Source organism: Actinoplanes sp. GCM10030250 (genome assembly GCF_042666575.1).
Classification (GTDB): domain Bacteria; phylum Actinomycetota; class Actinomycetes; order Mycobacteriales; family Micromonosporaceae; genus Actinoplanes.
The window spans coordinates 122103-147947 of the sequence record NZ_JBHTDO010000012.1; the positions used below are offsets into that span (position 1 = coordinate 122103).

24 protein-coding genes are annotated in these 25845 nt (G+C 70.7%); 7 read left to right on the forward strand and 17 right to left on the reverse strand.

What is annotated here, in order from left to right; genetic code table 11:
- Positions 1-40 precede the first annotated feature (40 nt).
- The 3 genes from ACFQV6_RS17895 to ACFQV6_RS17905 form a co-directional block, all read right to left on the reverse strand.
- Complete coding sequence (locus tag ACFQV6_RS17895) at positions 41-682, reverse strand: DUF3152 domain-containing protein (protein WP_378028614.1); 642 nt, start codon at positions 680-682, stop codon at positions 41-43.
- Positions 683-1347: 665 nt separating this feature from the next.
- The gene (locus tag ACFQV6_RS17900) at positions 1348-2310 is read right to left on the reverse strand and encodes an alpha/beta hydrolase (RefSeq protein ID WP_378028615.1); all 963 of its coding nucleotides are present in this window, start codon (positions 2308-2310) and stop codon (positions 1348-1350) included.
- Positions 2310-3413 carry a hypothetical protein gene (locus ACFQV6_RS17905; protein WP_378028616.1) on the reverse strand — a complete coding sequence of 368 codons (1104 nt, stop codon included), beginning with the start codon at positions 3411-3413 and terminating at the stop codon, positions 2310-2312. The genes ACFQV6_RS17900 and ACFQV6_RS17905 overlap by 1 nt, the downstream gene beginning before the upstream one ends.
- Positions 3414-4521: 1108 nt before the next feature.
- On the opposite strand from ACFQV6_RS17905, the gene ACFQV6_RS17910 reads away from it, so the two are divergent.
- The 4 genes from ACFQV6_RS17910 to ACFQV6_RS17925 all read left to right on the forward strand — a co-directional run bounded on the left by ACFQV6_RS17910 (position 4522) and on the right by ACFQV6_RS17925 (position 8852).
- Positions 4522-5181, forward strand: coding sequence for a TetR/AcrR family transcriptional regulator (locus ACFQV6_RS17910; RefSeq protein ID WP_196419678.1), 660 nt, complete (start codon positions 4522-4524; stop codon positions 5179-5181).
- Positions 5182-5218: 37 nt separating this feature from the next.
- Entirely contained in the window at positions 5219-5443 is a 225-nt protein-coding gene (locus ACFQV6_RS17915; RefSeq protein WP_378028617.1) for a DUF3107 domain-containing protein, read from the forward strand.
- A gap of 287 nt (positions 5444-5730) precedes the next feature.
- A complete protein-coding gene (locus tag ACFQV6_RS17920; protein ID WP_378028618.1) occupies positions 5731-7560 on the forward strand; it encodes a DEAD/DEAH box helicase in 1830 nt (609 codons plus the stop codon).
- Between the two features lie 146 nt (positions 7561-7706).
- A complete protein-coding gene (locus ACFQV6_RS17925) occupies positions 7707-8852 on the forward strand; it encodes a class I SAM-dependent methyltransferase (protein ID WP_378028619.1) in 1146 nt (381 codons plus the stop codon).
- Between the two features lie 45 nt (positions 8853-8897).
- Here ACFQV6_RS17925 and ACFQV6_RS17930 read toward each other — a convergent pair whose 3' ends face one another.
- A complete protein-coding gene (locus tag ACFQV6_RS17930; RefSeq protein WP_378028620.1) occupies positions 8898-10016 on the reverse strand; it encodes a hypothetical protein in 1119 nt (372 codons plus the stop codon).
- Positions 10009-10221: a heavy-metal-associated domain-containing protein gene (locus tag ACFQV6_RS17935; RefSeq protein WP_378028621.1), complete on the reverse strand. Its 213-nt coding sequence runs from the start codon at positions 10219-10221 to the stop codon at positions 10009-10011. The genes ACFQV6_RS17930 and ACFQV6_RS17935 overlap by 8 nt, the downstream gene beginning before the upstream one ends.
- 447 nt (positions 10222-10668) lie before the next feature.
- On the opposite strand from ACFQV6_RS17935, the gene ACFQV6_RS17940 reads away from it, so the two are divergent.
- Positions 10669-11124, forward strand: a complete 456-nt coding sequence (locus ACFQV6_RS17940; protein ID WP_378028622.1) for a GNAT family N-acetyltransferase — start codon at positions 10669-10671, stop codon at positions 11122-11124.
- A 37-nt stretch (positions 11125-11161) separates the two neighbouring features.
- A complete protein-coding gene (locus ACFQV6_RS17945) occupies positions 11162-11428 on the forward strand; it encodes a hypothetical protein (protein WP_378028623.1) in 267 nt (88 codons plus the stop codon).
- A 45-nt stretch (positions 11429-11473) separates the two neighbouring features.
- Here ACFQV6_RS17945 and ACFQV6_RS17950 read toward each other — a convergent pair whose 3' ends face one another.
- Complete coding sequence (locus tag ACFQV6_RS17950) at positions 11474-13621, reverse strand: DEAD/DEAH box helicase (RefSeq protein WP_378028688.1); 2148 nt, start codon at positions 13619-13621, stop codon at positions 11474-11476.
- A gap of 508 nt (positions 13622-14129) precedes the next feature.
- Here ACFQV6_RS17950 and ACFQV6_RS17955 point away from each other — a divergent pair.
- On the forward strand, positions 14130-14531 hold the full coding sequence (locus ACFQV6_RS17955) for a hypothetical protein (protein ID WP_378028624.1): 402 nt from the start codon (positions 14130-14132) through the stop codon (positions 14529-14531).
- Between the two features lie 125 nt (positions 14532-14656).
- Here the strand turns inward: ACFQV6_RS17955 and ACFQV6_RS17960 are convergent, their stop codons facing one another.
- The 11 genes from ACFQV6_RS17960 to ACFQV6_RS18010 form a co-directional block, all read right to left on the reverse strand.
- Complete coding sequence (locus ACFQV6_RS17960) at positions 14657-15382, reverse strand: SDR family NAD(P)-dependent oxidoreductase (protein WP_378028625.1); 726 nt, start codon at positions 15380-15382, stop codon at positions 14657-14659.
- A gap of 152 nt (positions 15383-15534) precedes the next feature.
- On the reverse strand, positions 15535-17400 hold the full coding sequence (locus tag ACFQV6_RS17965) for a serine/threonine-protein kinase (protein ID WP_378028626.1): 1866 nt from the start codon (positions 17398-17400) through the stop codon (positions 15535-15537).
- 68 nt (positions 17401-17468) lie between these two features.
- Positions 17469-18962: a fused MFS/spermidine synthase gene (locus ACFQV6_RS17970; RefSeq protein WP_378028627.1), complete on the reverse strand. Its 1494-nt coding sequence runs from the start codon at positions 18960-18962 to the stop codon at positions 17469-17471.
- 29 nt (positions 18963-18991) lie between these two features.
- On the reverse strand, positions 18992-19432 hold the full coding sequence (locus ACFQV6_RS17975; protein ID WP_378028628.1) for a deaminase: 441 nt from the start codon (positions 19430-19432) through the stop codon (positions 18992-18994).
- A 45-nt stretch (positions 19433-19477) separates the two neighbouring features.
- Positions 19478-20485 carry a coiled-coil domain-containing protein gene (locus ACFQV6_RS17980; protein ID WP_378028629.1) on the reverse strand — a complete coding sequence of 336 codons (1008 nt, stop codon included), beginning with the start codon at positions 20483-20485 and terminating at the stop codon, positions 19478-19480.
- A gap of 63 nt (positions 20486-20548) precedes the next feature.
- Positions 20549-21322, reverse strand: a complete 774-nt coding sequence (locus ACFQV6_RS17985) for an SDR family NAD(P)-dependent oxidoreductase (RefSeq protein ID WP_378028630.1) — start codon at positions 21320-21322, stop codon at positions 20549-20551.
- 9 nt (positions 21323-21331) lie between these two features.
- Positions 21332-22153, reverse strand: a complete 822-nt coding sequence (locus ACFQV6_RS17990) for an inositol monophosphatase family protein (RefSeq protein WP_378028631.1) — start codon at positions 22151-22153, stop codon at positions 21332-21334.
- Positions 22146-22598: a response regulator gene (locus ACFQV6_RS17995; RefSeq protein ID WP_378028632.1), complete on the reverse strand. Its 453-nt coding sequence runs from the start codon at positions 22596-22598 to the stop codon at positions 22146-22148. The genes ACFQV6_RS17990 and ACFQV6_RS17995 overlap by 8 nt, the downstream gene beginning before the upstream one ends.
- Positions 22595-24196: an ATP-binding protein gene (locus ACFQV6_RS18000; protein WP_378028633.1), complete on the reverse strand. Its 1602-nt coding sequence runs from the start codon at positions 24194-24196 to the stop codon at positions 22595-22597. The genes ACFQV6_RS17995 and ACFQV6_RS18000 overlap by 4 nt, the downstream gene beginning before the upstream one ends.
- The gene (locus ACFQV6_RS18005; RefSeq protein WP_378028634.1) at positions 24193-25389 is read right to left on the reverse strand and encodes a PP2C family protein-serine/threonine phosphatase; all 1197 of its coding nucleotides are present in this window, start codon (positions 25387-25389) and stop codon (positions 24193-24195) included. The genes ACFQV6_RS18000 and ACFQV6_RS18005 overlap by 4 nt, the downstream gene beginning before the upstream one ends.
- A 91-nt stretch (positions 25390-25480) precedes the next feature.
- Positions 25481-25837 carry a hypothetical protein gene (locus ACFQV6_RS18010; protein WP_378028635.1) on the reverse strand — a complete coding sequence of 119 codons (357 nt, stop codon included), beginning with the start codon at positions 25835-25837 and terminating at the stop codon, positions 25481-25483.
- Positions 25838-25845: the final 8 nt, after the last annotated feature.

Sequence of the window (25845 nt, forward strand, 5' to 3'; positions counted from 1 at the left end):
GGACTTTCGGATTTCCGTACCAAATCATCCGAAACAGACCTCAGCGCATCGGTCCGGAGAAGTCTCGGTTGTTGCGGCGGGGCCAGGCGTACGGCTTGCATCCGCGCAACGTGATCGTCTGCTGCACCATGACCGGCGCGGGTCCGCCCGCCTTCGGGCAGCCCTGGTGCCGTTGGCCGAGTTCGTGTCCGACCTCGTGGTTCACCACGTACTGGCGGTAGGTGGCGAGCCCCACCCGAGCCTGCAAATAGGGCTTGGCCGAGCCGCGCCAGCGGTCCAGATTGATGATCGCTTTGCCGCTCGTGCGACACGACGTGTAAGGCACGCCGCCGATCCGGATGTTCGTGCCACCCTGGGCGCACATCCGCCCCGCGGTGTCCCGGGTGGCCAGCAGGACGGTGAAGTCAGCCCGCTCCGAGCCGCCGACCATCTGAAGCCGCTGCCTGCCGGTACCGGCCCAGCTCCGGCCGTCACCGAGGGTCGCCTTGACCTGCTCAGCGAACGCCCGGACATCCTCGTTGCTGCCCTTCTCCACCGCCACCCGGTAACGCCGCAACGGCCCCTTGGCGCCGACCACCGGTCCACGCCCCGTCGCGTAGTCGAACCGCCCCGAACCACGCGTGGGCACCGCCCCCGGCAGGCGCAGCACACCGGCAGCGGGAAACGGTTCCGCGACAGCCACCGGCGCACCCGGCAACGCCCCCGACTCGAGAATGGGCGCACCGGAGCCCGGCGTTCGGACGCCCGCCAACGCTGGGATCTCGGCAAGGACCGCAGTGGAGGCGCTCGGGGAAGCAGGCGGCGCGCTTGGAGAGGCAGCGACTGGACCGGACGGGACCGGGTCCGACGGGACCGGGTCCGACGGGACTGCGGACGCGGCTGAGTCGGACGCGGCTGAGTCGAGCGCGGCTGGTGAGCTCGCGGCGGCGGGGTCTCCTGCTGGAGCCGGGTCAGCGGTGAACTGGTGCCCGATCGAAACGACGGTGAACAGCACCAACGTCGCGGCGAAGACGACGAGCCAGGACTGGCGCCACCGATCGCCTCGCAACGGGGACTCCGGCACGAGGTCGGACGCATCGGGCGAGATCATCGGATGCCAAGGGTTTCACATTCCGCCCGGCCCGCCCACCCCGTCGGACGTGGTCAACTCCACAAGATGAGGGGTATGGGCGCACACGTTGACCATGCGTGCGCGTTCACCCACGTCATAGGCCCGTCATAGGCCCTGCCAGCGCACACGCAACCCCAACGGGTGCGCCTGGGCACAGGGTTGAAGAACGGCGCGCTTCAGGCGTACCCCTGCTTTGAAAAGGGTGAGGAAGCCGCCCAGGCCCCGGCAGAGACGGCCTAGCCGGGGGCAGGCGAGCGGACGTCCTCCAGGAGGCCGACGATCGCGCGGGCGACCAGCCTCGGTACCTCCATCTGGGCGACGTGGCCGACGCCCGGCAGGATCAGCAGGCGGCTGTCGGGGATCGCCTTGGCGACCTGGACCGGTACGCGGGGATCGACCAGCTTGTCGTTGAGGCCGCCGATGACCAGCGTGGGTGCCTCCACCCGGGCGGCCAGGCGCCACTGCGAGTTGACGCCGGGCAGATAGGCGCGCAGGAAGCTGCTGACGAGGCCGCGCAGCGTGCCGAGGTAGGCCTTGGGGTAGTGCGCGACCGTGTAGCGGAGTTGGATCTCCTCCATCGCCTCGGCACGGCGCTGCGGGTGGACCTTGGAGGTGTCGCCGAAGCAGGCGGCCAGGACCTGTTCGGCCATCTGTTCGGCGGTGAGGCGGGTCAGGGCCCAGGCCATCAGGCGTTCGGCGCCGGGGAGGGCGAGCAGGGGGAGAACCGGGCCCTGTGCGGTGCGGCGCGGGTTCAGGAACGGCATGGCCGGTGAGATCAGGGTGAGGGTACGGACGAGGTCGGGGCGCAGGGCCGCGACGCGCACCGAGATGGAGCCGCCGAGCGAGTTGCCGATCAGGTGGACCGGGCCGCGGCCGGCATGGTCCAGGTAGTTGATGACGGTGGCCGCGAACGCGGGGATGGAGTAGCGCGGGCTGGGGTCGCTGTAGCCGAAGCCGGGCAGGTCGAGGGCTTGACCGTCGAGGCGGTCGGCGAGCAGGCCGGCCAGGTCGGTGAAATTCTGGGAGGAACCACCCAGGCCGTGTACGTACACGGCGGGCTCGGCGTCCGGAGACAGTGCCGGGGTGTCACGGACATGCAGCATCGCACCGTCCACGGTGACCCTGCGTGCGGGCCACGGCGACGGGATCTCACCCTCCGGCAGCAGCGCACTGTCACCGGCAAGAATCGCGCCTCTCATCAAGCCAAGAGTGCCTCGAGGCGGCGGTTGACCGCCGCCAATGTGGCGCGAACCATGGCGTGCCGATCGTCACCGGTGACCACTGCCGAACCGGCCAGCTGCTCGACCCAGCCGCCGCCGCAGGAGAGCAGCAGCACGACGACCGCGACCTGCATCGGGCCGAAGGAGACCGACGCGGCGTGTTCGACGAAGCAGCGGGCCGGGCCCTCCTCGTGCTGTGAGGTGGAGAGCAGCTCGTCGACCGCGCCGGCGGTGGCCGTGGCGCAGAGGCGCAGCAGGTAGCCGTCGACGGCAGGGCCGGTGGCGACTCCGGAGGTGGTACGGCCGCCGGCGCGCAGATGCACCTCGACGGTGGCGTCCGCGCCGAAGGTGTTGACACGCACGTTCTCGATGACGACGCGGGGGCCGGGGTTGTCGCCGGGGTCGAGCGGGCGGGGCTTGGAGGAGTCGGCGGGTACGAGGGCGGCCCGCATCTCCCGAGGCTGGGCGGTATCCGTTTCCCGAAGGCGGGCCGTTTCCCGTGGCCGGGCGATTTCCCGCGGCTGGGTCACTTCCCGTGGCTGAGCCGATTCTCGCGGCCGAGCCGTAAGCGGCGTGAGGGGCGCGGCTGTATGAGACGCGGCTGGTAGCGGCGCGGCCGAGACCGGCGCCGGCGCGGGAGGCACGATCCGTGGCGGGGCCGAGACCGGAGCCGGCGCCGGGACGACCGCCGGAGCGGCCGAAACGGGAGCCGGCGGCGCGGATGCCGGAGCGGCGGGCACCGCGGCCCGCCCCGCACGAGTGGCCTGACCAGGCACGAACGGCGGCGCCGGACCATCACCGGGCATCGCGGCGTCCAGCCCCATCCGATCCTGAAGCAGGCGGGCCACCTGACGGCTCACCTCGGCCGGGTCGGCACCGTCGGCCAGGTCCAGCCGGAGGCTGTGCGCGCCCGCCGGAGTGGCTCGCAGCGAAGCGTCCCGGACCCCGTCCACCTCGCGGACCGCGGCGAGGATGTCCTGGACGTCGAAGCCCTCCTGGCGCTCCTGCGCGGGCACCACGTCACCGCGGCGCAGATGCGTCGCGATGCGCGCCAGTGCGGGCGCCTCGGCCGATGGCTCCACGGAGGGCGGCTCCGGAACTGTGGGCACGTCCGGCTGGGCCGGGACGCGCTGCGGAAGCGCCCCACTGGTCTCCGGATCACCAAAGCTTTCCGGCTCACCGAACCTTTCGGGATGACCGAACCTCTCGGTTTCCCCGAAACCGGAAGAACCCGGGTACGCATGGTCGGGCGGCACCTGCTCGAAGGATCGGCGGTTGAACCCACCCGAATCGTACGACGGGCGAGCCACCACCGCTCCGCTGTCCGCCGTTCGCCTGTCCCCCGCAGGAGCGTTCTCCACCTGCGGAAGCCCCTGCGCGAGCGTGTCGGTCACCAGCGCGTGCCGCGACCTCTCAACCCGGGCCGGCTCAACCCGGTGGGGCTCAGCACGGGGCAGCTCAGTTCCCGCCGGCGACTGAGGGGTCTCCGGCTCCCCCGTAGGCGTCCACTCGGGGCGTGTCATCGGCACCGACGCGCGCTGCGGACCGCCCGGCGTGTCCCGGTAGGTGTCATCCAGATCACCCTCGTACGGGTACGGCGGGGCACTGCTCGGTGCCGGACTGCTGGGAGCGGGACCGCCGAACTCGCCGACCGGCCGGGCTGCCGGAGGCGCGCCGGGACGACGGTGACCGAGGATGTCGGCAAGCCTGCTCCGCTCACTGCCGGTCCACGGTGAGACCGGTCCGGTGTTCTCGGACGGGGGAATCTCCGCGGAATTTTCCGGATAGCCGGGTGGGGCCGGAGGCTGCGCGGGAGGAAACTGGGGACGTCCGAAGGACCGTCCCTCTGCCGGACGACGCCATGACGGTATGTCCGCTTCCTTGTCCAATTCAGCCTTATCCAATGCCGCCCCCGCGTTGGACCATGGACTGTCGCTGTTGGCCCACCCGTTCACTCGGTTGCGGTCACGCGAGTCGGCGCCATTGCCACTCGCTGCGGCTCCGGCCTCTCCGGAATGCCCTGATTCATCCACCGCGTGCTCCTCGCTCGCCCCCGCTGAGGCTACCGTGTGGTTGCAGTGGCGATAAGTTGCAGCGTCGCGACAATTGCCCGCACGACCGCGACATGCGCCGATCCGGGCAATCCGCGCCGCCAAACCGCGGGGACCGACCCCCTGGAGGTTCACAGAAATGACCGCTGCGTCCGGCGGGGCACAGACCGCACGACCCACCCGCCTGCCACGTTCGGCGCGCCGTAAGCAGCTGCTTGCCGCCGCGCAGCAGATCTTCGTCGCGCACGGCTATCACGCCGCCGCTATGGATGACATCGCGGAGCGGGCGGGTGTCTCGAAGCCCGTGCTCTACCAGCACTTCCCCGGCAAGCTGGAGCTCTACCTGGCACTGCTCGACACGCACTGCGACGCGATAATCGCCAAGGTGCGTGGAGCGATGCTGGCGACTCCCGACAACAAGGAGCGTGTGAAGGGCGCAGTTCGCGCGTACTTCGACTTCATGGATCACGAGAGCGAGGCGTTCCGGCTGGTCTTCGAGTCGGACCTGCGCAACGACCCGCAGGTGCGCCAGCGGGTCGAACGCGTCGAGCAGGGCTGCATCGCCGCTGTGACGGACACCATCATCTCGGACACCGGCCTTCGACCGGACCAGGCCGAACTGCTCGCCTCCGGCCTCGCCGGGGCAGCCGGACAGGCCGCTCAGTTCTGGTTGGCCAACGGCAGGCGTACGCCTAAAGCTGAAGCCGAAGCGCTCGTAGCTGCACTGATCTGGCGCGGGATCGCCAGCTTCCCGCTGCAGGGCGGTTCAACAGCAGGAACGCCACCGGAAATCGGATAGCCTTTCGGGCGGAAGACGGTTGACAGAGGAGGGCTCCGTGGAGGTCAAGATCGGCGTGCAACATTCGCCGCGTGAGCTGGTGCTGGAGAGCGCGCAGACCCCGGCGGAGGTCGAGCAGGCGGTGTCCGAGGCGATGGCCAAGGACAGCGTCCTCTCGCTCACGGACGAAAAGGGCCGCAAGGTGATCATCCCGATCGCCAAGGTGGCCTACGTGGAGATCGCCGAGGCGTCGCACCGCCCGTTCGGCTTCACGACTCGCTGAGTACCGGGAGGGCGCCCTGGTCCCAGGGTTGCCCTCCCGTAACTCTCTCTCGGGTGCGCCCGGCTCCGGTCGGGTAGACTGGCGTGCGTCGCCGTACATCGACCGGCTTGTTCAACGACCAGGGCCTGTTTCAAACAGGGCTTCTTGTGCAAACAGGGCTTGGTCAACGGCCAGGGATCGGCGACCCGCGCGTGCGGCCCGCTTTTTCGAGCGTGTGGCCCGCGCCTACACAGACCGCGCCCCAGCACTTCGACGGGCGCACCACGAGAGGGCACCCGTAAAACTTCATGACCGACAATGAGCAAGCTCTAGTACCCGTCACCACCCGCGCGCCGGTCCGCCCGGACAGCCCCACCTTCGCCGCGCTGGGCGTGCGCGCCGAGACGGTCGAGGCCCTGGCCAAGGCCGGCATCACTCACGCGTTCGCCATCCAGGAGTACGCGTTGCCGATCGCCCTGCGGGGCACCGACCTGATCGGCCAGGCGCCGACCGGCACCGGCAAGACCCTCGGTTTCGGCCTGCCGCTGCTCGAGCGCATCACCGCGCCGTCCGAGGGCGCCGACGGCCAGGCTCAGGCCCTGATCGTCGTTCCCACCCGTGAGCTGGGCCTCCAGGTGGCCCGCGACCTCGCCGCCGCGGGCAGCACCCGGGGCATCCGGGTCCTGCCGATCTACGGCGGCGTGGCGTACGAGCCGCAGGTCGAGACCCTCAAGAAGGGCGTCGAGATCCTGGTCGGCACCCCCGGCCGCCTGCTCGACCTGGCCAAGCAGAAGCAGCTGAAGCTCGGTTCGATCCGCGCCCTGGTCCTCGACGAGGCCGACCGGATGCTGGACCTCGGCTTCCTGGAGGACGTCGAGAAGATCCTGGCGATGCTCCCGGAGAAGCGCCAGACCATGCTCTTCTCGGCCACCATGCCGGACCCGATCGTGGCCCTGTCCCGCCGGTTCCTGCACAACCCGGTCACGATCCACGCCGGGCACACCACCGAGAGCGCCGCCTCGCCGCTGACCAAGCAGGTCGTCTACCGCACCCACCCGATGAACAAGGTGGAGATGGTGGCCCGGATCCTGCAGGCCCGCGAGCGTGGCCTCACGATGATCTTCACGCGGACCAAGCGGGCCGCCGACCGGGTCTCCGAGGATCTCGACTTCCGCGGTTTCGCGGTCGCCGCCGTCCACGGTGACCTGGGCCAGGGTGCCCGGGAGCGTGCGCTGCGCGCGTTCCGCTCCGGCAAGATCGACGTGCTGGTCGCCACCGACGTCGCGGCCCGCGGGCTCGATGTCTCCGGCGTCACCCACGTGATCAACTACGACTGTCCCGAGGACCCCGAGACGTACACGCACCGGATCGGCAGGACCGGCCGGGCGGGTGCGACGGGTGTCGCGGTCACGTTCGTGGACTGGGAGGACATGCCGCGCTGGGTGCTGATCGACAAGTCGCTCGGCCTGACCATGCCGGAGCCTCCCGAGACGTACCACACCAGCGCCGCGCTCTACGTCGACCTCGACATCCCGACCGACATCTCGGGCACGCTTCCGACCGCTGAGCGCAGTCGTGTGGGCCTGTCGGCCGAGATCGAGGAGGACCTGGGCGGCGGACGCCGTCCGGGCCGTGGTGGCAGCAGTGGCGGCGGCGGGCGCACGCGGGGTCGTGCCCGCGGTGGCCCGGCGTCCGGCAGCAGTGGGTACTCGGGATCGCCCTCGTCCTCCGCGCCGTCGTCCTCCGCGCCTCCCTCCCCCACACCGGATGGCGACGCCGGCGAGCGGTCCCCGCGCCAGCGTCGCCGGCGCAGGGTCACTGAAACAGACAACCCCTCCTTGGGTACGACCGAAGCACCGGCCCCGATTTCGGACACCCCGTCCGATCAGGAACCGGCAGCTCCGCGGGCCCGCACCCGCCGTCGCCGTCCGGCCACGGCCAGCGTGACGTTCTCCGACGGTGAGGCTCCGGCCGCTTCGCCGGATGCCCCCGCGGCCTCCCCGGCTGCCACCGAACCGGCAGGCGACCCGGCAGGCGACTCGGCAGGCGGCTCGGCAGGCGACCCGGACGGTGGCGCTACCCGGCGCCGTCGCCGCCGCCGTCCCGAGGCCGAGGTGGCAGGCGGCTCCGAGGGCTGACCGGCCTTTCTCAGATCTCTCTGGTTTCTCTGACGCACGGGACCGATTCAGGTCCCGTGCGTTTCACGTCCAGCGGCGAGTCAGCATGGCCGCCGCCGGTGGCCGCCGCCGGTGGCCGCCCTCCGCCTCCGGGCAGAATGGATGTCATGCCAGAACCGCTCGACCAAGCACTCGCCGAGGTGCGGGAGCTGCTGCTCGCGCCCGGCCTCACCCGGGCCGTCGCGGCCGGCCGCCGCCGTGGGCACGTACCGTCGGTGACCCGAGCCCAGGTGCGACCGGTCACTCTCAAGCACGGACCGAAGTTGCAGATCGTCACCGATGACGGCGCCCGGCCCTACACCCGCAACGTCGCTCCCGGAGCCGAGGCGGCGGCCGCTGTGGACGAGCTGCTCGCCGAGCCGTTCGGCAACTGGCACGTGGAGACCGAGTCGGCGACCGTCCAGGTCCGGGTGACCAAGAAGGGCGACGCGCAGGTGCATCGTGGTGGCGCCGTCGCCGCGCCGGCCTCCGCCGAGCACGACCGCGCCAAGCAGTGGCTGCTCGATCCCGGTGACCCGCTCTTCTCCGTGATCGGCGGCAACGCGGCGAAGCGGCGCCAGATCGACGCGTTCCTGCGGGCGCTGGCGGCGACTCTGCCCGAGGATCTGCCGTCGCCGCTGCGCGTCGTCGATCTGGGGTGCGGCAACGCGTACCTCACCTTCGCGGCCTACCGCTATCTGGCTGCGCGTGGCGCGCAGGTCCAGGTCGTGGGGGTCGATGTCCGCGAGGATCAGAGGGTACGCAACACCGCAGTCGCCGAAGAGCTGGACTGCTCCGGCGACGTGACGTTCGTGGCCGGAACCATCGAGGCGGTGGACCTGCCGTTCGCGCCGGACCTGGTGCTCGCGCTGCACGCCTGCGACACCGCCACCGACCAGGCGCTCGCCCGCGCGGTGGAGTGGGAGGCGCGCTGGGTGCTGGCGGCGCCGTGCTGCCACCACGACATCGCCGCCCAGCTCAAGGGCGGGGCGACCCCGACGCCGTACGAGGAAGTCACCCGGCACGCCATCCTGCGGGAACGCTTCGCCGACGTGCTGACCGACTCGCTGCGGGCAGCGCTGCTCCGGCTGCACGGATACCGGGTGGACGTCGTCGAGTTCATCGACTCCGCGCACACACCCCGCAACCTGCTGCTGCGCGCCCGCCGCACCGGCGCCGCCCCGACCGACGCCCAGCGCGCCGAGTACGACACGCTCACCGGTCAGTGGGGCGTGACGCCCGCGCTCTCGGTCCTCCTGGAGCCGATCAGCTGACCGGTCCTCCGGAGGCCCGTCAGCTGACCGGTCCTCCTGGGGCCGTCAGCTGACCACGACGGTCCAGGCCGCCGTGGAGACCTTCCCGGCGACCTGGAAGTCGAAGAACATCCGGTAGGTGCCCGGGCTGGGAGCGGTCAGCCAGAACTTGACCTTGCCGTCGACCAACTGGTTCTCCGGGTGCACGTGGACGTAGCCGACGTCACCCTGGCGCAGCACGACCAGATGCCCGAACGCACCGAGGTACGGCTCGACCGTGACAGGCTTGCCGGAGCCGTCCTTGACGGTCATGAGCAAGGGCTGGGTCGACTCGGTGCCGGGCGTTCCCTCGTACCCCACGGTGTAATCAGAAACGGTCGCAGCCCGCACCGGATCAGGAAGGGTGACCGGCTCATAGCCGCCGGCGACCGTCAGGTCGCTACCCAGCGTGGTCACCACCTGGCTGCCGCCGACAAGCGCGGTGAAGTCGGCGATCATGCGGTAGCTGCCCGGCTCGGCGAGGGTCAGATCGATGCCCCAGGTTCCGTCCGGAGCCATCTCCGGGTGCAGGTGCTGAAAGCCGGTGAGATCACGGCGGATCACGATCAGGTGCAGCGGCTTGTCGTGCACCACGCTGTAGGTCGTGATCGGCGCGCCACCGGGCCCGTGGATCATGAACTCGAGCCGCTGGGAACGGCCGGCCCGGAAGGTCGTGGACACCGGCGTCAGGGTCAGCCCGCTGGAACTGAGCGAGAGACCGCCGACGGCCGCACCGGTGCCACCGCCGGCGATCGGAGCGGTTGTGCCGTGGGTGTGCGGCTGGCTCTCGTCAACGGTGGTGGCCTCGGGTGCGGCGCCTGGCGGTGTGCCCGCTGCTGGATTCGCGGCGCCCGTCGCGGGATTCGCGGCGCCCGTCGCGGGATTCGCGGCACCGGTTGCGGGATTCGCGGCGCCGGCTGCCGGGTTTGCCGGGGCGGGGGTGCCGTTGTTCAGCCGGCCGAGGCCGTACCCGGCGAAGAGGACGACGATCAGCAGCGCGCCGATGGCGGCCAGCCGGAATCCGGCGTTCTCCGGTGGCCGGAAGTCCTCAGCCTGCGCTGCCTCTTGCTCTTGTTGCTCCTCGGCGCGGGCCGAGGTCGTCTCCTCGGCGCGGCCCGAGGTCGTCTCCTCGGCTTGATCAGGCATCAACGAGCTCGTAGCCGGCCTCGTCGACTGCTCCGCGCACCGCGTCATCCGTGAGTGGTGCTTCGCTGGTCACCGTCACACCGCCGGAAGCCAGGTCGACCTGCACCTCGGCGACGCCGGGCAGCGCGGAGATCTCGCTGGTCACCGACTGGACGCAGTGCGAGCAGGTCATGCCCTTCACGGTATAGGTGCTGGTCACAGCCATGTTCAACCCTTCCGGCGGCTTGCCTTGCTCATCTCACGGACCGGCTTGGTCACCTGTCCGACTCGAGCCCCAGCATACCCCCTGCCGGTATCCGGTCTCCGTGATGTCACTCCCTCTTTGAGCGTGCCCTCTCTCACTGGTTCGGAACTGCGTTGGCTCACCGCCGACCAGTTGGTACACCGATTGCACTGTCCCGCCCGCACCATCCGGTGCTCTACCTCACCTCGCCCGCCATCCGCTCGCACACCATGAACCGCGGCGACGATGCTGTCCGCATGTGGCCGACCGCCTCGCCCGTGCGGTTTCCCCTACCCGCACGCCTGCCCATGCGGTCCCTGGCCGCACGCCTGCCCATGCGGTCCCTGGCCGCACGCCTGCCCGTGCGGTCCCCTGGCCGCACGCCTGCCCGTGCGGTCCCCTGCCTGCACACCTGAAGGAGTTCCGAACGTGACATACCTCGAACGCGGCGAGTACGTCCTGACCGACGACCCGGCCCGCGTAGACCTGGACCGGGTGCACCGCTGGCTGTCCGAGGAGTCGTACTGGGCCGCCGGCCGCCCCCGCGACCTCGTCGCCCGTTCGATCGAGGGTTCCGTGCCCTACGCCGTACTCACCGGCGGCCAACAGGTCGCCTTCGCCCGCGTAGTCACCGACGGCGCCACCTTCGCCTGGATCTGCGACGTGTTCGTCGACTCCGCCCACCGCGGTCACGGCCTCGGAACCTGGCTGATCGACACCATCCTGGAAACCCAGTCGGCCCGCGGCATCCAGCGCTTCCTCCTCGCCACGAAGGACGCCCAGGAGGTCTACCGCAAGTCCGGCTTCGCGGAGTTGGAGGGCGCCCACCGCTTCATGGAGATCGACCGCCGCCCCACCCGAAACGCCGTCCTCGGCATCACCTGACCCTCGCAGCGGCCACCGTGGTCGCCGCCGGCCGCCCGTGTGTCCGCCGGCCGCGTGTGTCGCGCCACCCAACGGCCCGGCGCGTGGCACCGCCCGCCACCGCGCCGCCCTCGCCGCCCGCGCCGCCCGCGCCGCCCGCGCCGCCCGCGCCGCCCGCGCCGCCCGCGCCGCCCTCGCCGCCCTCGCCGCCCTCGCCGCCCTCGCCGCCCTCGCCGCCCGGAGCGTGGCACCGCCCGCCGCCGCGCCGCCCGCGCCGCCCGGACGGCCTGCGTCGCGCCGGAAAGCGGCGCTATGCGGACGTTAGGTGTGGTCCTGGCCGCCGTGGATTACCGCACAGGCGCTGTTGGGCTCAGCCGGCTACGGCCAGGGCCAGGGGGAGGACGGCGGGTGCGCCGGCGCGGCGGAGGGTGCGGCCGGCCAGGGACATGGTCCAGCCTGAGTCGACGAGGTCGTCGACCAGGAGGACGGGGCCGGAGAGGCGGGTCAGCTCGTCGGCGATGGCGAGTGGGACGGTGAAGGCTTCGTGGAGGGCTCGGACGCGCTGGCCGCTGTTGCCGCGGTGACCGGTTTCGCCCACGTGGTTGGAGTGCAGGGAGCCGAGGAGAGGCAGGCGGCCGACAGTAGCAATGTGTTCGGCGAGGCTGTGGACAAGTTGTGGATGACGGTGGGAGGAGACGGCCACGACGGCGGCCGGGCGCTCTCGCCAAGCGTCGTCGCCGTGGGCCCAGGCTTTGAGGACTTCGACTACGGCGGCGGCCAGTTCGGCGGGGATCGGAGCGTCGGCCGAGTCGGGCGAGACCACGCTGCGTAGCCGGTTGCCCCAGCCTAGGTCGGAGAGCCGGCCGACTGCCCGGCCGGGTTCGATCTGCTCCCCGGGACCGATCTTGCCTTTGAGACTGATGCCGACGGCGGCGAGGCCGGTGGGCCACATCTTCTTGGGCGCGATCTCGACACCGGGGCGGCCCAGGAAGGCGTTGGCGGCGGCCAGCGAGGCGGAGGACAGCTCGGTGTCGAACAGCGGGCCGGCGCAGTTGTCACAACGACCGCACGGGGCGGCTTCGGGATCGTCGAGGCAACGGCGGAGGAATTCCATGCGGCAGGCGGTGGTCGTCGCGTACTCGATCATGGTCTGCTGCTCGGTCTCCCGCGCCTCGGCGACGCGCCGCAGTCTGGCAGTGTCGTAGGTCCACTGTTCGCCGGTGGCCAGCCAGCCGCCCCTGGTGCGCCGCACCGCGCCGTCGACGTCGAGGACCTTGAGCATCAGCTCCAGACGGTTGCGGCGCAGGTCGACGAGGGGTTCCAGGGCCTGGGTGGAGAGTGGGCGGTCCGGGGCCAGCTGGGAGAGCACCGCGCGGACCTGGTCTTCGGGTGGGAAGGCAAGCGAGGCGAAATAGCGCCAGATCGCGGCGTCCTCGGGGCCGGGCAGGAGCACGACCTCGGCGTGCTCGACGGCTCGGCCGGCTCGGCCCACCTGCTGGTAGTAGGCGATCGGCGAGTTGGGCGCGCCGAGGTGGACGACAAAACCCAGGTCGGGTTTGTCGAAGCCCATGCCGAGCGCCGAGGTGGCCACCAGTGCCTTGATCTTGTTGTCCAGCAGGTCCTGCTCGGCGGCGCGGCGGTCGGCGTCCTCGACCTGTCCCGTGTATGACGCCACGGGGAAGCCGCGTGAGCGCAGGAAATCCGCGGTCTCGGTCGCGGCGGCGACGGTGAGCGTGTAGACGATGCCGGAGCCGGGCAGCCGCTCCAGGTGGTCGGCGAGCCAGGCCAGGCGGTGCGCCGGGTCGTCCAGGCGGAGCACGGCGAGCCGGAGCGAGTCACGGTCGAGCGGGCCACGCAGCACCAGCGCGTCACCGAGCTGCTCGGCGACGTCGGCGGTGACCCGGGAGTTCGCGGTGGCCGTAGTGGCGAGCACCGGGGTCCGGGAGGGCAGCCCGCTCAGGAAGGTGCGCAGCCGCCGGTAGTCGGGCCGGAAGTCGTGGCCCCAGTCGGAGACGCAGTGCGCCTCGTCGACCACGAGCAGGCCGGTGCTGGACGCGAGGCCCGGCAGCACATTGTCGCGGAAGTCGGGGTTGTTGAGCCGCTCCGGGCTGATCAGCAGCACGTCGACCTCGCCGGCCCGGATCTCCTGCTCGACGAGAGACCACTCGTCGAGGTTGGCCGAGTTGATGGTGCGTGCCCGGATGCCCGCCCGGGCGGCCGCGTCGACCTGGTTGCGCATCAGCGCGAGCAGCGGGGACACGATGACGGTCGGACCCGTCGGCGGATCACCGGGTGCGGCGGTGACACCGCTCCGCAGCAGCGACGTGGCTACGAAGTAGACCGCCGACTTGCCCCACCCGGTGCGCTGCACACAGAGCACCCGCCGCCGGTCGACAGTCAGCGCCTCGATCGCGCGCCATTGATCCTCACGGAGCACCGCATGCTCGCCGGCGAGCCTGCGGAGCACCTCCTCGGCCCGCTCACGCACGACCGCCCGCTCGGCCGCATCGGCCACCATCCGCGTCGTCTCAGTCACCCGGCATGTCTATCAGCCCGCGGCGGGTCGGCCCGAGTTATCCACAGCTCGGAGTTATCCACAGCTTCGGGAACGAATTTGCGCACCGGCGCGACGAACCCGCAATGCTGCTGGGACGGACGAGCGCCTGACGGTCCGCGTCCGATCGAGATCGGTTGATGGGTGGTGTGTGGAGATGAGCGGAGTCACCGGGGTGGCCGTCTTCAGGTCTCGGCTGCGGGCTCGGAACCAGAGGGCGGGAATCTGTGAAGGGCCTGCGGCGAGGCGAGTGTTCGCTCGGCGTAGTGCCCGCCCAGGACAGCAGGTGGCTCGACCACCACCAGTCCCGGTGGCCGGCGACGGCCGGAGGACAACGACTGCCCGGGACGGCGCGGCGAGGCCAGGACCGTGAGCCCGGGGACGGCCGGGGCTCAGGACGGCGGCGGATGGTGTGGCGGCTGCTTAGGGGAATGCGACAGAAGAGCGGCTGGAGGGTGTAAGGCTCTTAGACATGACCAAAACGATCGCAGAGAAGCTTCTGATCAAGCCGAACTCGACTGTTTGGCTCAATGAGCCGGCTCGTCTGCCGCTGCTCACGCCGATGCCGGACGGGGTGCGGGAGACCGGGACTTTGGCTACGGCGAGTACCGCGGTGTTGTTCGTCGAGGATGAGGAGGGTGCCCGGAAGCAGTTGGCCGAGCACCGCGCCGATCTGGACAAGCCTGGTGCGTTCTGGATCGCCTATCCGAAGGGGAACAGGGCCGACATCAACCGGGACACCCTCTGGCCGATCGTCGCCGACTTCGACATGCGGCCGTGCGGGCAGGTGGCGATCGACGAGCGGTGGTCGGGGCTGAGGTTCCGGGCCAACCGGCCGGGTGAGGGCCGGTTCACGGGCGGCGCCGCGAGCTGACCGCCAGCCGAAACGGTGGGTGGGGTCAGAAACGGTGGGGTCAGCAACGGTGGTGGGGCCAGAAACGGTGGTGGGCCCGAAACGGTGGTGGGGCCCGAAACGGTGGTGGGCCAGAAACGGTGGGGTCAGCGGCCGAGGACGGAGCCGCCGTTGACGTTGATGATTTGGCCGGTTACGAAGGTGCCGCCGGGGCCTGCGAGCCAGCGGACGGTTTCGGCGATGTCGTCGGGGGTGCCGGGGCGTTTGAGCAGCGTCGCGTCGACGCGGGACTGGTGGCCTTCGGGGGTCATGCGGCCCAGGAAGAACTCGCTGTCGGTTACGTAGCCGGGGGCGATCACGTTGGCGGTGATGCCTTCGGTGCCGAGGCGGGTGGCCAGGTCGAGGGCGTAGCCGTGCAGGGCGGCCTTGGCGGCGGAGTACGGGCCGCCGCCTCCGCGCTGGGCGGCTATCGAGCTGGTCAGGATGATTCTGCCGCCGGGGCGGCGGAGCTTGGGCAGGAGGGCGGTGGTCATCAGGACGGCGGTGAGCACGTTGGAGTCGAGGTTGGCGCGCCAGCGGGCGGCTACGCCGTCGAGGGTGTCCTCGTTGCCGGGGATGTATGCGCCGGCGTTGTTGACCAGGACGTCGACCGGGCGGTCGGAGACGGCGTCGACGACTGTGGGGATCTGGGCAGGGTCGGACACGTCGGCGGTCACCGCTGAGGCTTGCGGTCCGATCCACTTGACCGCGTCGGCGAGGACTTCGGGGCGGCGGCCGACGATGATCACATCGTAGCCCTCGCCGGCGAGCATGCCCGCCGTCGCCTTGCCGATCCCGGTACCGCCGCCGGTGACCACTGCGAGTCTCGTCATGGCTCGACACTATCGGCGGAGCGACCGGACCAGAGAGCCGACAGCGATCGGATCAGGCAGTGATCGGATCAGGCAGTGATCGGATCAGGCAGTGATCGGATCAGGCAGTGATCGGATCAGGGAGCCGAGAGGAATCAGAGAGCCACGAGGAATCAGAGAGCCAGGGAGAAACCGGTGCTGTGCTTGGGAGCCGGTACAGCGGAGCGGCCGGAAGGAGCCGGCTCCACGTGTTTGCGGGGTGTGACCTCTCGGCGGGGCTGAGTGCGCTTGCGCTTGTTCAGGGTGCCCCCGTTGCGTGCGGGCTCCTCGACCGCCGCCCGCACCGAGTTGTTCTCGACGGCTCCGGGGTTGGTGCTGCCGAGGACCTCCGCCCGGCAGTTCTGCCCGTTCAGGACGAAGGTGAGCGGCAACGGGTTCCGTTCCCGGTAACCACCGCGCAGCGTGACCGCCTCGGACCGTCCCTTGCCGGTGACCACGACGCGACGGCCCTGCTGGCTGACCGTCTTCGACAGTGGGACGAGGCGCTGGGTGCCGGGGAAGCTGAACTCGACACGCCAGGCGGGGTGTTGTGCGCCGGTGGCGTACACGGTCAGTTTGGCCTCGAACTCCGTGCCGGAATCGCGCTGCACCTCGTAGCGGATCGAGCACCGGGCGCGTTTGACTCCCCCGGCCGCCGGCGCGCCGACCGCCGCGCTGCCGGCGCCAGCAGCGGTGGTGTGCGTGCCGTCGGCGTCCTCGGCCTCGCGCCGGGCCGACCAGCTGAACAGGGTGGCCGCCAGCAGGATCACCGTGGCGAAGGCGGCGATGGCGGGCATCCGGTCCCGGCGGGCGACGATGCCCTGGTCGCCGATGTCCCGGCCGGCGGACGGGCGCCCGCCGACGAACAGACCGCCGCCCAGGGGCCGCACCGGTCCCATCCGCAACGCCGAGCCGATCTTCAACCCGGCGCGAAGCCGGTACGCCGCGAGCCAGGCACGGTGCGAAGCCGGCGAGCGCGTTGAGGGCTGAGGGAGTGAGGTGAGCAGCAGAGGCGCGCCGACCGGCGAGCGACGCCGCCACACCCGGAGCAGGCCCCGCCGCGGCTGAACGATTCCGGCCACTGGCACCACCGCCCGGGCCGCCGGGATCGCACCCCGCTCCCCCTCCCGCAGCGGCGGGATGATCGCCCGCAGGCCGACCGTTGCGGCGAGGGCGCGGGCCACCTCGGCGGCGCCGGGTCGGTCGGCGGGACTCTTGGCCAGGCAGCGCAGGCACAGGTCGGCGACGCCGGCCGGCAGTCCCGGCAGGTCGGTGATGGGTTCGGGGTCGGCGTACAGGTGGGCTCGGAGCGCTTCGGCGGTGTTCTCGGCGGGCCAGGGCAGCCGGCCGGTGAGGGCGCGGTAGAGCAGGAGGCCCAGGGCGTAGACGTCGGTGGCGGGCGAGACGGAGGCGCCGCCGAGGCGTTCGGGGGCCAGGTAGGCGGGGGTGCCCAGGAGGCTGCCGTCGGGGGCCGCGTCGCGCTGGCCGATGACGGCGGAGATGCCGAAGTCGACGACCTTCGCGCCGGCGCCGGTGAGCATCACGTTCGCGGGGGTGACGTCGCGGTGGACGACGCCCCGGGCATGTGCGGTGGCCAGCGCGGACGCGACCTCGGCGGCGGCCATCACGGCCTCACGCCACGCCAGGGAGCCCTGCCTGCCGATCCGGGCGCCGACGGACTCGCCGTCGTTGAGCTCCATCACCACGTAGGGGACGGTCAGCCGGTCCGAGATGGGGGCTTCGCCGAAGTCGAAGATGCCGGTGATGTGCGGGTGGCAGAGCCGCGCGGCGGCCAAGGCCTCCTGCCGGAGGCGGTCCCGGAAGGTACGGTCCTCTGCCAGCCGCGGCGAGAGCACCTTGACCGCCACGTCGCGGCCGAGCGTCTCGTCGTAGCCGCGCCAGACCACCGACATGCCGCCGGCGCCCAGCTTTTCGATCAGGCGGTACCGCCCGGCGAGACGGAGCGACCCATCGTGATTGTTTCGCTCCGTACTCCCCATGCGCCGATTCTCGCCGAGAGGCCCGCCGTCCGGTGCCGCACCGGGAAACCCGTGCGTTAAACCTGCTGTCAGCCGGCGAGCAGCTGATCCACAGGCGCGTAGTCGTCGGTCAGCACCCGGGCGTCCCCCACGAAACCGGTCAGTTCGTCGTCCGCCAGCAGGGTGACCGGCTTCGGCACCGAAGCGAGCACCTCTCGCACGGCGTCCACCGGCAGGGGGCTCTTCGACGCGAGGATCACGAAGTTCGACCCGGTCTTGCCCGCGATGGCATCCGGTGGGGCGATCAGGGCGACATGCGGAAACGCCGCGGCCACCGTGGCCAGTTCGGCCCGGATGAACCGGTCCGGCGGGTAGTCGATCACGTTCTGGGCGTACACGCCGTCGGCGCGCAGCACCCGCGCCACGTCCGCCGCCATCTCCCGGGTGGCCAGGTGCCACGGCACCACGAGGTGCCCGAACGCGTCACCCACCACCAGGTCGTAGCTCTGGTCCTGCTGCCTGGCCAGGCCGACCCGGGCATCACCCACCTCGACCCGAAGATCAGATCCGGTACGCAGGCCCAGCGACTTCCGGTCGAGATCCACCAGACCGCCGTCCAGTTCGAGGACCAGCTGGTCGCTGCCGGGCCGGGTCGCCTTCACGTAGTTCGGCACGGTGAACCCGCCGCCGCCCAGGTGCAACGCGTCGATCGGCGCGGCGGGCGGCTTGAACACGTTGGTGACCGCGCCGATCCACTGGACGTACTCGAACTCCAGGTACAGCGGATCGTTCAGGTCGACGTACGAGTGCCGCGCCGAATTGAGCATCAGGGTCCGCCCACCAGGGCGACCGGAGTCGGCATCCACCCGAGCGCAGTGGTACGCCGTCTCCACGTCACACGGTGTCGGCGAGCTCGCGCCGAGCCCCGCCCCGGCCAGCCCCACCGCGACGAGCGCCGCCCGCATCTTCGGCGATCCGGGCAGGTCCCGCCGGGTCCACCAGCCGAGCAGCAGCCCGCCCGCCGCCAGCAGCACCGCCAGGCTCAGCACGATCACGCTGCTCGGCATCGCCGCGACGAAGACGAAGCCGGTGACCAGGGTCGCCGTGATGGCGCCGAGGGTGCCGATGCTGGACAGCCGCCCCACCACGGAGCCGGCCTTCTTCAGGTCGCCGAGCTGCAGTTTCACCACCATCGGCGGGATCGTGGAGAGCACCAGGGCGGGCAGGAAGATCGCCAGTGCCGCGAGCAGCAGCACTGCCGGAGCGGCGCCGCCACGGAGCAGTTCACCGCCCCAGCGGACCAGCGGGAGGGTCACCGCCGTGCCGATGGCGCCGAGGATCAGCGCGGGGGCGAGCAGGGACCGCGGGTCGAACCGGTCGGCGAGGCGCCCGCCGATCCACGCGCCGTACGCGATGGCCGCCAGCGCCACCCCGATCACCGAGCTGCTCACCTGGAGGGTGACACCGACGTACGGGCCGACGAGACGCAACGCCACGATCTCCAGGACCAGGACGGCCCCGCTGGACCCGAAGGCCAGGGCGGTGGCGAGGGCCGAGGGCAAAGCGCGTGGCGGACTGTCCATCGCCGGATGTTACCGGCGGGCCGAAAAGCTCAGGTACGCAGGTGAGCGTTCGCCGACTGCGCCGCTTCAGCGAACTCCGGCAACTCGACCACCTCGGCCCCGGCCGCGGTCAGCAGCGCGATTCCCTCGCAGGTGACGAAGATGTCCGGTTCCCGCCAGGCGATCACCACCCGGGGGATCCCGGCCGCGATGATCAGGCTCACGCAGGTGGCGTGCGGCCGGCTGCTCCGCTTCGAGCACGGCTCCAGGGTGCTGTAGAGCGTCGCCCGCCGCAGCCGCCGATCACCGGCCGCCCGGATCAGGGCCGACTCCTCAGCGTGCACGTACGGATCCGCGTCACGCGACCAGCCGGAGGCGATCTCGTGCCCGTCCGCGTCGACGATCACCGCGCCGACGGCGAACGCCGTCTCCGAGCGGGGACAGCGGTGCGTGAGCTCGACGGCGCGGCCCATCCACCTGTGGTCGTCCATGGTGGGAACGCTAAACCCCACGCCACCTGTGGGAGACGAGAGGGTTCAGAGCATCGAGAGGTGCACGTGGTTGGTGTGCACCGCGGCCGGCCCGCCGCTGACGCTGTACGCCCGCCAGCCGGTGCTCGGCTGCCAGATCTGCCGGAACCAGATCACATACATGACGCCCAGCTCGTCGGCGTTCTTCACGAAGTAGGCGGCGAGGCTGTCACCGTACGACTTGTCGCCGCCACTCGCCGCCTCGTTCTTGAAGGTCCCCGAGGCCGCCGAGAAGTCGCAGGCCCGGCCCTTCGGATGCTCGCCGGACGACCGCTGGCTGAAGCACACCGTGTACCGCTTGAACCCGTCCGCCTTGGCCTCCTGGAACGCGTGCAGCGTCCGAGGTGTGATGCACCCGCTGGAGGTGGGGTCCTTGACCGTGCAGGACTCCTTCGGCCAGGAGCCGTCCGAGTTGCGCGGTGCCGCCTTGGCCGCCGGCGAGTTCGCCGAGACGAAGCCACCCGCGGCTCCGCCACCGACCTCGGCCAGCGCCAGCTCGGCCTCCCGCTTCTTGCGGGCCATCACGTTCACCTGCTTGCGCTGCTCGATGATCTCGGCGTCGAGCGCGATCTTGGCTTTCTTGGAGGTCTCGATGTCCTCCTGGTACTGGGCCAGGGTGCCGCTGTCGATCTGGGCGAGCACGTCGAGGCTCTGCACCCGATCGATGAAGTTGTCCGGCGAGGCGCTGTTGAGCAGCAGCGACATCGTGCTGATCCGGCCCATCTGGTACAGCCGGTTCGCCACCTCGTTGACCTGCCCGGTCAGCACCTTCGCGCTGGCCTCGGACTGCTTGAGCTTCTCGGTCAGCTGCGTCTGCCGCTTCTTCGAGGAGGCCAGCTTCGTCTTCGCCTGGTCGTAGCCCTTCGCGGCCGTTTCGAGCGCGTTGCGCAGCTTCTTGGTGCCGCCCTCGGGATCGGCGGCGGCTGGGGAAGCACTGGCAACGAGGGTCACCGACACAGCAGCGGCCAGCAGAGCCAACAGGGCAGTCAACCGGCGCGGGAGAGTGGCCGCCACGAATACCTCCAAGTCGTAAGCGCCGGTACTTTACCGTGCCGGACCTGGAGAAAGGGAGATCACTCAGGTGGCCGAGTAGCCACCGTCGACGAAGAGTGTCTGACCGGTTACCGCCTGCCCAGCATCACTCGCCAGGAAAACGGCACATCCGGCGAAATCGCTCGGCAAACCGTTGCGGCCGATCATCGTCCGGGCGGTGTGCACCGACACTTTCGAGGGGTCGGCGAAGACCTCCTCGGTGAGCGGGGTGTGCACCACGCCGGGCGCCACCGCGTTGCAGGTGACTCCGTGCCGCGACCAGGCCTCGGCCTGCGATCGGGTCAGCCCGACCAGGCCGGCCTTCGCCGCGCCGTAGGCACCGCTGTTGCCGTAGGCGCGGAACGCCTGCTGCGAGACGACGTTGACGATCCGGCCCCAGCCGTTGCGCGCCATGGCCGGGCCGAACGCCTGCCCGAGCAGGAACGGCGCGGTCAGGTTGGCGGCCAGCGTCACGTCCCAGTCGTCGTCGGTGAGCGCGTCGAGATGCGGGCGCAGGTTGACCGCCGCCGAGTTGACCAGAATGTCGGGTTGACCGTACCCCTCAATGATCTTGGTTATGGCAGCCTTGACCGACGCGCGATCGGCGAGATCCGCAGAGATCGCGTCCGCTTCAACGCCGTGCTCGCGCAGCTCAGTGACCACCTCGGCCATCGGCGCCTCGCGCCGGGCCACCACCAGAATCCGCGCTCCGGCGCGACCGAGAGCGACAGCCATCGCGCGGCCGATCCCGGAACTGCCGCCGGTCACCACAGCGGTCCGGCCGGTCAGACCAAAGATCATTTCCAGGTACGACGACACGACGCGACCCTAAACCGGTTCCACGTCGGGCGCACCGCCCGGGAACAGCGTCCCGTGGACCGACTGCCAGATGTCGGCGTTCGCGGCGACCAGAAGTCCCCGCTGGTGGTCGGTGGGCCGGTACTCCGTGCCGTCGAGGTGACGCACCACCCCACCGGCCTCCCGGACGATCAGCGAACCGGGCACGTGGTCCCACGGCAGGATCCGCCAGAACATGCCGAACTGCTGCTCGTCGGTGGCGATCGCCGGATACTCGTACCCCGCGCAGTGCTTGCCGTTGGTGTGCCCGCCCAGGCCGGCGGCGTTCGCACGGACCTGATCCCGCAGGTCGTCGGGGAGGTATTTGTGCGAGACGACGCCCCGCAGCTCGGCGGCACCGGGGTTGTCGGTCCGGGTCTTGACGCGGACGCCGTCGCGGTAGGCCCCCGAGCCCGCCTCGGCCACCGTCAGGTGGTCCGCGACCACGTCGAGGATCCAGGCCGCGGCCGGCTCACCGTCACGGACCAGGGCGACCATCACGCAGAACGGCGTCTTGCCGGCGGCGAAGTTGTTGGTGCCGTCGACCGGGTCGACGATCCACACCGCGCCGCCGCCACCGACCCGGTCGCGCACCGCGGGATCAGCCGCGACGGCCTCCTCACCGACCACCACCGAGCCCGGCAGCAGTGCGGTGAGCCCGCGGGTGAGTGCCCGCTCGGACTCCTGGTCGGCGATCGTGACCAGGTCACCGGGTGCCTTCTCCTGCACCTCGGAGTCGGCCAGGTGCCGGAAGCGCGGCAGGACGACGGTGTGCGCTACCTCACGAATCAGCTCGGCGACCTGATCAAGCACGCGGCGGCAACTTCACGACGCTGACGAAGAACTCGTCGATCTGGCGGATCACCGCGATGAACCGCTCGAAGTCCACCGGCTTCGTCACGTACGCGTTCGCGTGCAGCTGGTAGCTGCGCAGGATGTCCTCGTCCGCCGAGGAGGTGGTGAGCACGACAACCGGGATCCGGCCCAGGTCGTCGTCCTTCTTGATCTCCTCGAGCACCTCACGGCCGTCACGCCGCGGCAGGTTCAGGTCGAGCAGGATCAGGTCGGGACGGACCGCGTCGGAGTACTGACCCTCCCGGCGCAGGTACGCGAGAGCCTCGGCACCGTCGGAGACCACGGTCAGCCGGTTGCGGACCTTGTGCTCCTCGAACGCCTCCTGCGTCATCAGGACGTCACCCGGGTCGTCCTCGACGAGCAACACCTCGATAGGTGTCCCGTTTTCCCGCGTCATGCTCATGCCGGCACCTCTTCCACGGCCTCTTCGGCCTTCTCTTCGGGCTCCGAACCGGGCAGCACCGGCAGCGTGAAGTAGATCGACGCACCTTCCGGGACATCGACGTCCAGCCAGACCCGCCCGCCATGGTATTCGACGATCTTCTTGACGATCGCCAGTCCGATGCCGGTCCCCTCGTACGCATCGCGCGCGTGCAGCCGCTGGAAGATCACGAACACCTTGTCGGCGAACTCGGCCTCGATCCCGATCCCGTTGTCGCGGACGTTGATCTGCCACTCGCCGCCGTCCCGCTTCGCGGTGATCCGGATGACCGGCAGCACGTCGGGGCGGCGGAACTTGAGTGAGTTGCCGACCAGGTTCACGAAGAGCGTGGTGAGCAGCGGCTCCTCACCCTCCACGATGGGGAGTCCGGACCAGACGATCTCGGCGCCCTCACCGGCCCGCGGCTCCAACTGCGACTGGACGTCGGTGAGCACCTTGTTCAGGTCGACCTCGCTGAACCCGCTGGTCAGGCGGCCGATCCGGGAGAACGCCAGGAGGTCGTTGATCAGCCGCTGCATGCGCTGGGCACCGTCGACAGCGAAACCGATGTACTGGTCGGCGCGGTCGTCGAGCTGACCCGCGTACCGCCGCTGGAGGAGCTGGCAGAAGCTGGCCACCTTGCGCAGCGGTTCCTGCAGGTCGTGCGAGGCGACGTAGGCGAACTGCTCGAGGTCACGGTTGGACCGGGTCAGCTCCTCGGCCTGCGACTGGAGTTGCTGGTTCACCCACTCGACCTGGCCGCGGGCGGTGCGTACCTCGGAGAGCTCGCTGGCGATCTGCTGGCGCATCCGGTCGATGTCGGCGGCGAGCGCCACCAGGTCGGGTGAGCCCTGCGGGATGTCGATGTGCCGGTCGTAGTCGCCGGCCGCCACCTCGCGCACCTGGTTGGCGAGCACCGTGATCGGACGGCTGACCAGCCGATCCAGCAGGAACAGCAGGAAGGCGCCGGTCAGCACGATGATGGCCGCGGCGGCGATCTCGATCGCCACCATGGTGGAACCGGCCTGCCGGGCCGCGTCCGCCGCCTCCGCGCGGATGACCTGAATGTGGCCCTGCACGCGCTGGACCGACTGCCGCAACTCGTCGAACTGGCGGGTGTCGGCCTGATCGACGATCGTCTGCGCCGCCTGCGTGCCCTGCGACCGGACCGCGGTGATCACCGGATCGGCCACCGAGGCCCGCCAGGCCGCGGAACGCGCCCGGACGTCCTCGAGGCCCGCCCTGATGTCCGCGTCGCCGGGCCGGACCAGGCTCTCCAGGCGCGCCATCTGATCGTTCTCGGCGGCGAGCCCGTTCTCGTACGGCTTGAGGTTGTCGAGCTGTCCGGTGATCGCATAGCCCCGGATGCCGGTCTCCTGGTTCACCAGCGCGGTGTTCAGCGCCTCACCGGCCACCCGCATCGGGCCGATCCGATCGAGCACGTCGTCGAGGTGCCGGTTGTTGGAGGCCGCGGTGAAGGCGGCGAACACGCCGAGCGCGCCGAGGATCAGGCCCACGGCGGTGCAGAGCGCGGCGATCCGCCCGCGCAGGGTCCAGGTACGCGCGTCGAGCACGTTCACCGGCCACCGCCACGCGAGATCAGCAGCATCGCGACGTCGTCGGCGAGCGGGCCGCCGTTGTCCTGGTCCGCACGGCTGACCAGCCAGGCGGGCAGGGCGGGCAGCGGCATCTCCCGGGCCTCCCGTTCGTCCAGCAGCTCGCGGAGACCCTCGACGTCGAGCCGCTCGGGGCCACCACCGGTGTGCCCCTCGATCAGTCCGTCTGTGTACATCAGCAGAGACCAGTCATGGCCGGAGAACTCCAACTCCGTCGCGGGTGTGGGAGCAGGACGTACCCCGAGGACGATTCCGGTACGCGCGGCCACCGGGACGACCCGGCCGCCGGAGAGCACCACGGGCGGCGGGTGCCCGGCCAGCCGTACGGTCGCGCGGTTGCCCGGCAGGTCGATGACCACCGAGGCGACCGTGGCGAAGACCTCCCGGGCCCGCCGCTCGGACATCAGAACCTGCTCCAGCGAGGGCAGCACCTGCTCCTCGGGAACGCCGGCGAGCGTCAGGGCACGCCAGGCCACCCGGAGCTCCACACCCAGCGCGGCCTCGTCGACACCGTGCCCGCAGACGTCACCGACGATCAGGTGCAACCGGTCGTCACCGACCTGCACCACGTCGAAGAAGTCACCACCGAGCAGACCCATCGCGCGGCCGGACCGGTAGAACGTCTCCACCGCGACCTCGGTCGTCTGCATCAGCGGCTGCGGGAGCAGACCACGCTCCAGGCGAGCCGACTCGGCCTGGCGCAGCTCCACCTCGCGGAGCAGGCGGGCGTTCTCGTCGGCGCGCTTGCGCTCCACCGCGTAACGCAGGGAACGGATCAGCAGGACACCGTCGACCTGACCCTTGACCAAGTAGTCCTGGGCTCCCTCGGCGACCGCCTGCACACCGAGGTGCTCGTCGGAGCGCCCGGTCAGCACGCAGACCGCGGCACCGCCGGCGACCGCGAGCAGCTTGCGCAGCCCGTCGATGCCTTCCGCGTCGGGCAGGCCCAGGTCGAGCAGCACGCAGTCGACGCCGACAAGCACCTTCGTCGCCTCGCGGAGGCTGGTGACGATCGTCAGGTCGAACGGAGCCTCAGCCTCGCTGAGCAGTTCACGAACCAGGAAGGCGTCGCCCTCGTCGTCCTCGACGAGCAGGATCCGCAATCTCTCCAGCTGGTTCGCCGCGTACCTGCGGGGCGCGAGCGACCGCTCCGTCATTCCGATTCCCCACTCGACGCAGATTGGACCCGCAAATCGTGTACCACCGGGCCCGGCCGCACAACTCCGGTCACCAGGTCGTGACCTGGGATCACATCGGGCCCGTCGGGTGCTGGTCGGCGCCGTCCGCCGCCACTCGGCGGGCGTGCTCGGCGATCACCTGACCGAGGATTCCGTGCAACCTGCCGCAATCCCGGCAGTGCAGGTTCTCGTCGAGGTGACGTCCGCCGCATCCGACGCACTCGCCGCGGTCCTCCGGGTCCCGGTAGGAGGCGAGCGCACGGCACATCGCCCGGATCACATGATCACTGAGGGTGAAGACGTCCTCGCCGAGCGCGGTGCGCACGCCGACGACGGCGACGGGCGCGGCGTCCGGGTTCGGGTTGTACGGGGACACCGCTGCGATGAACTCCGCGATGACGGCGGCTGGATCGAGCGGGGTAGTCACCCGGACAA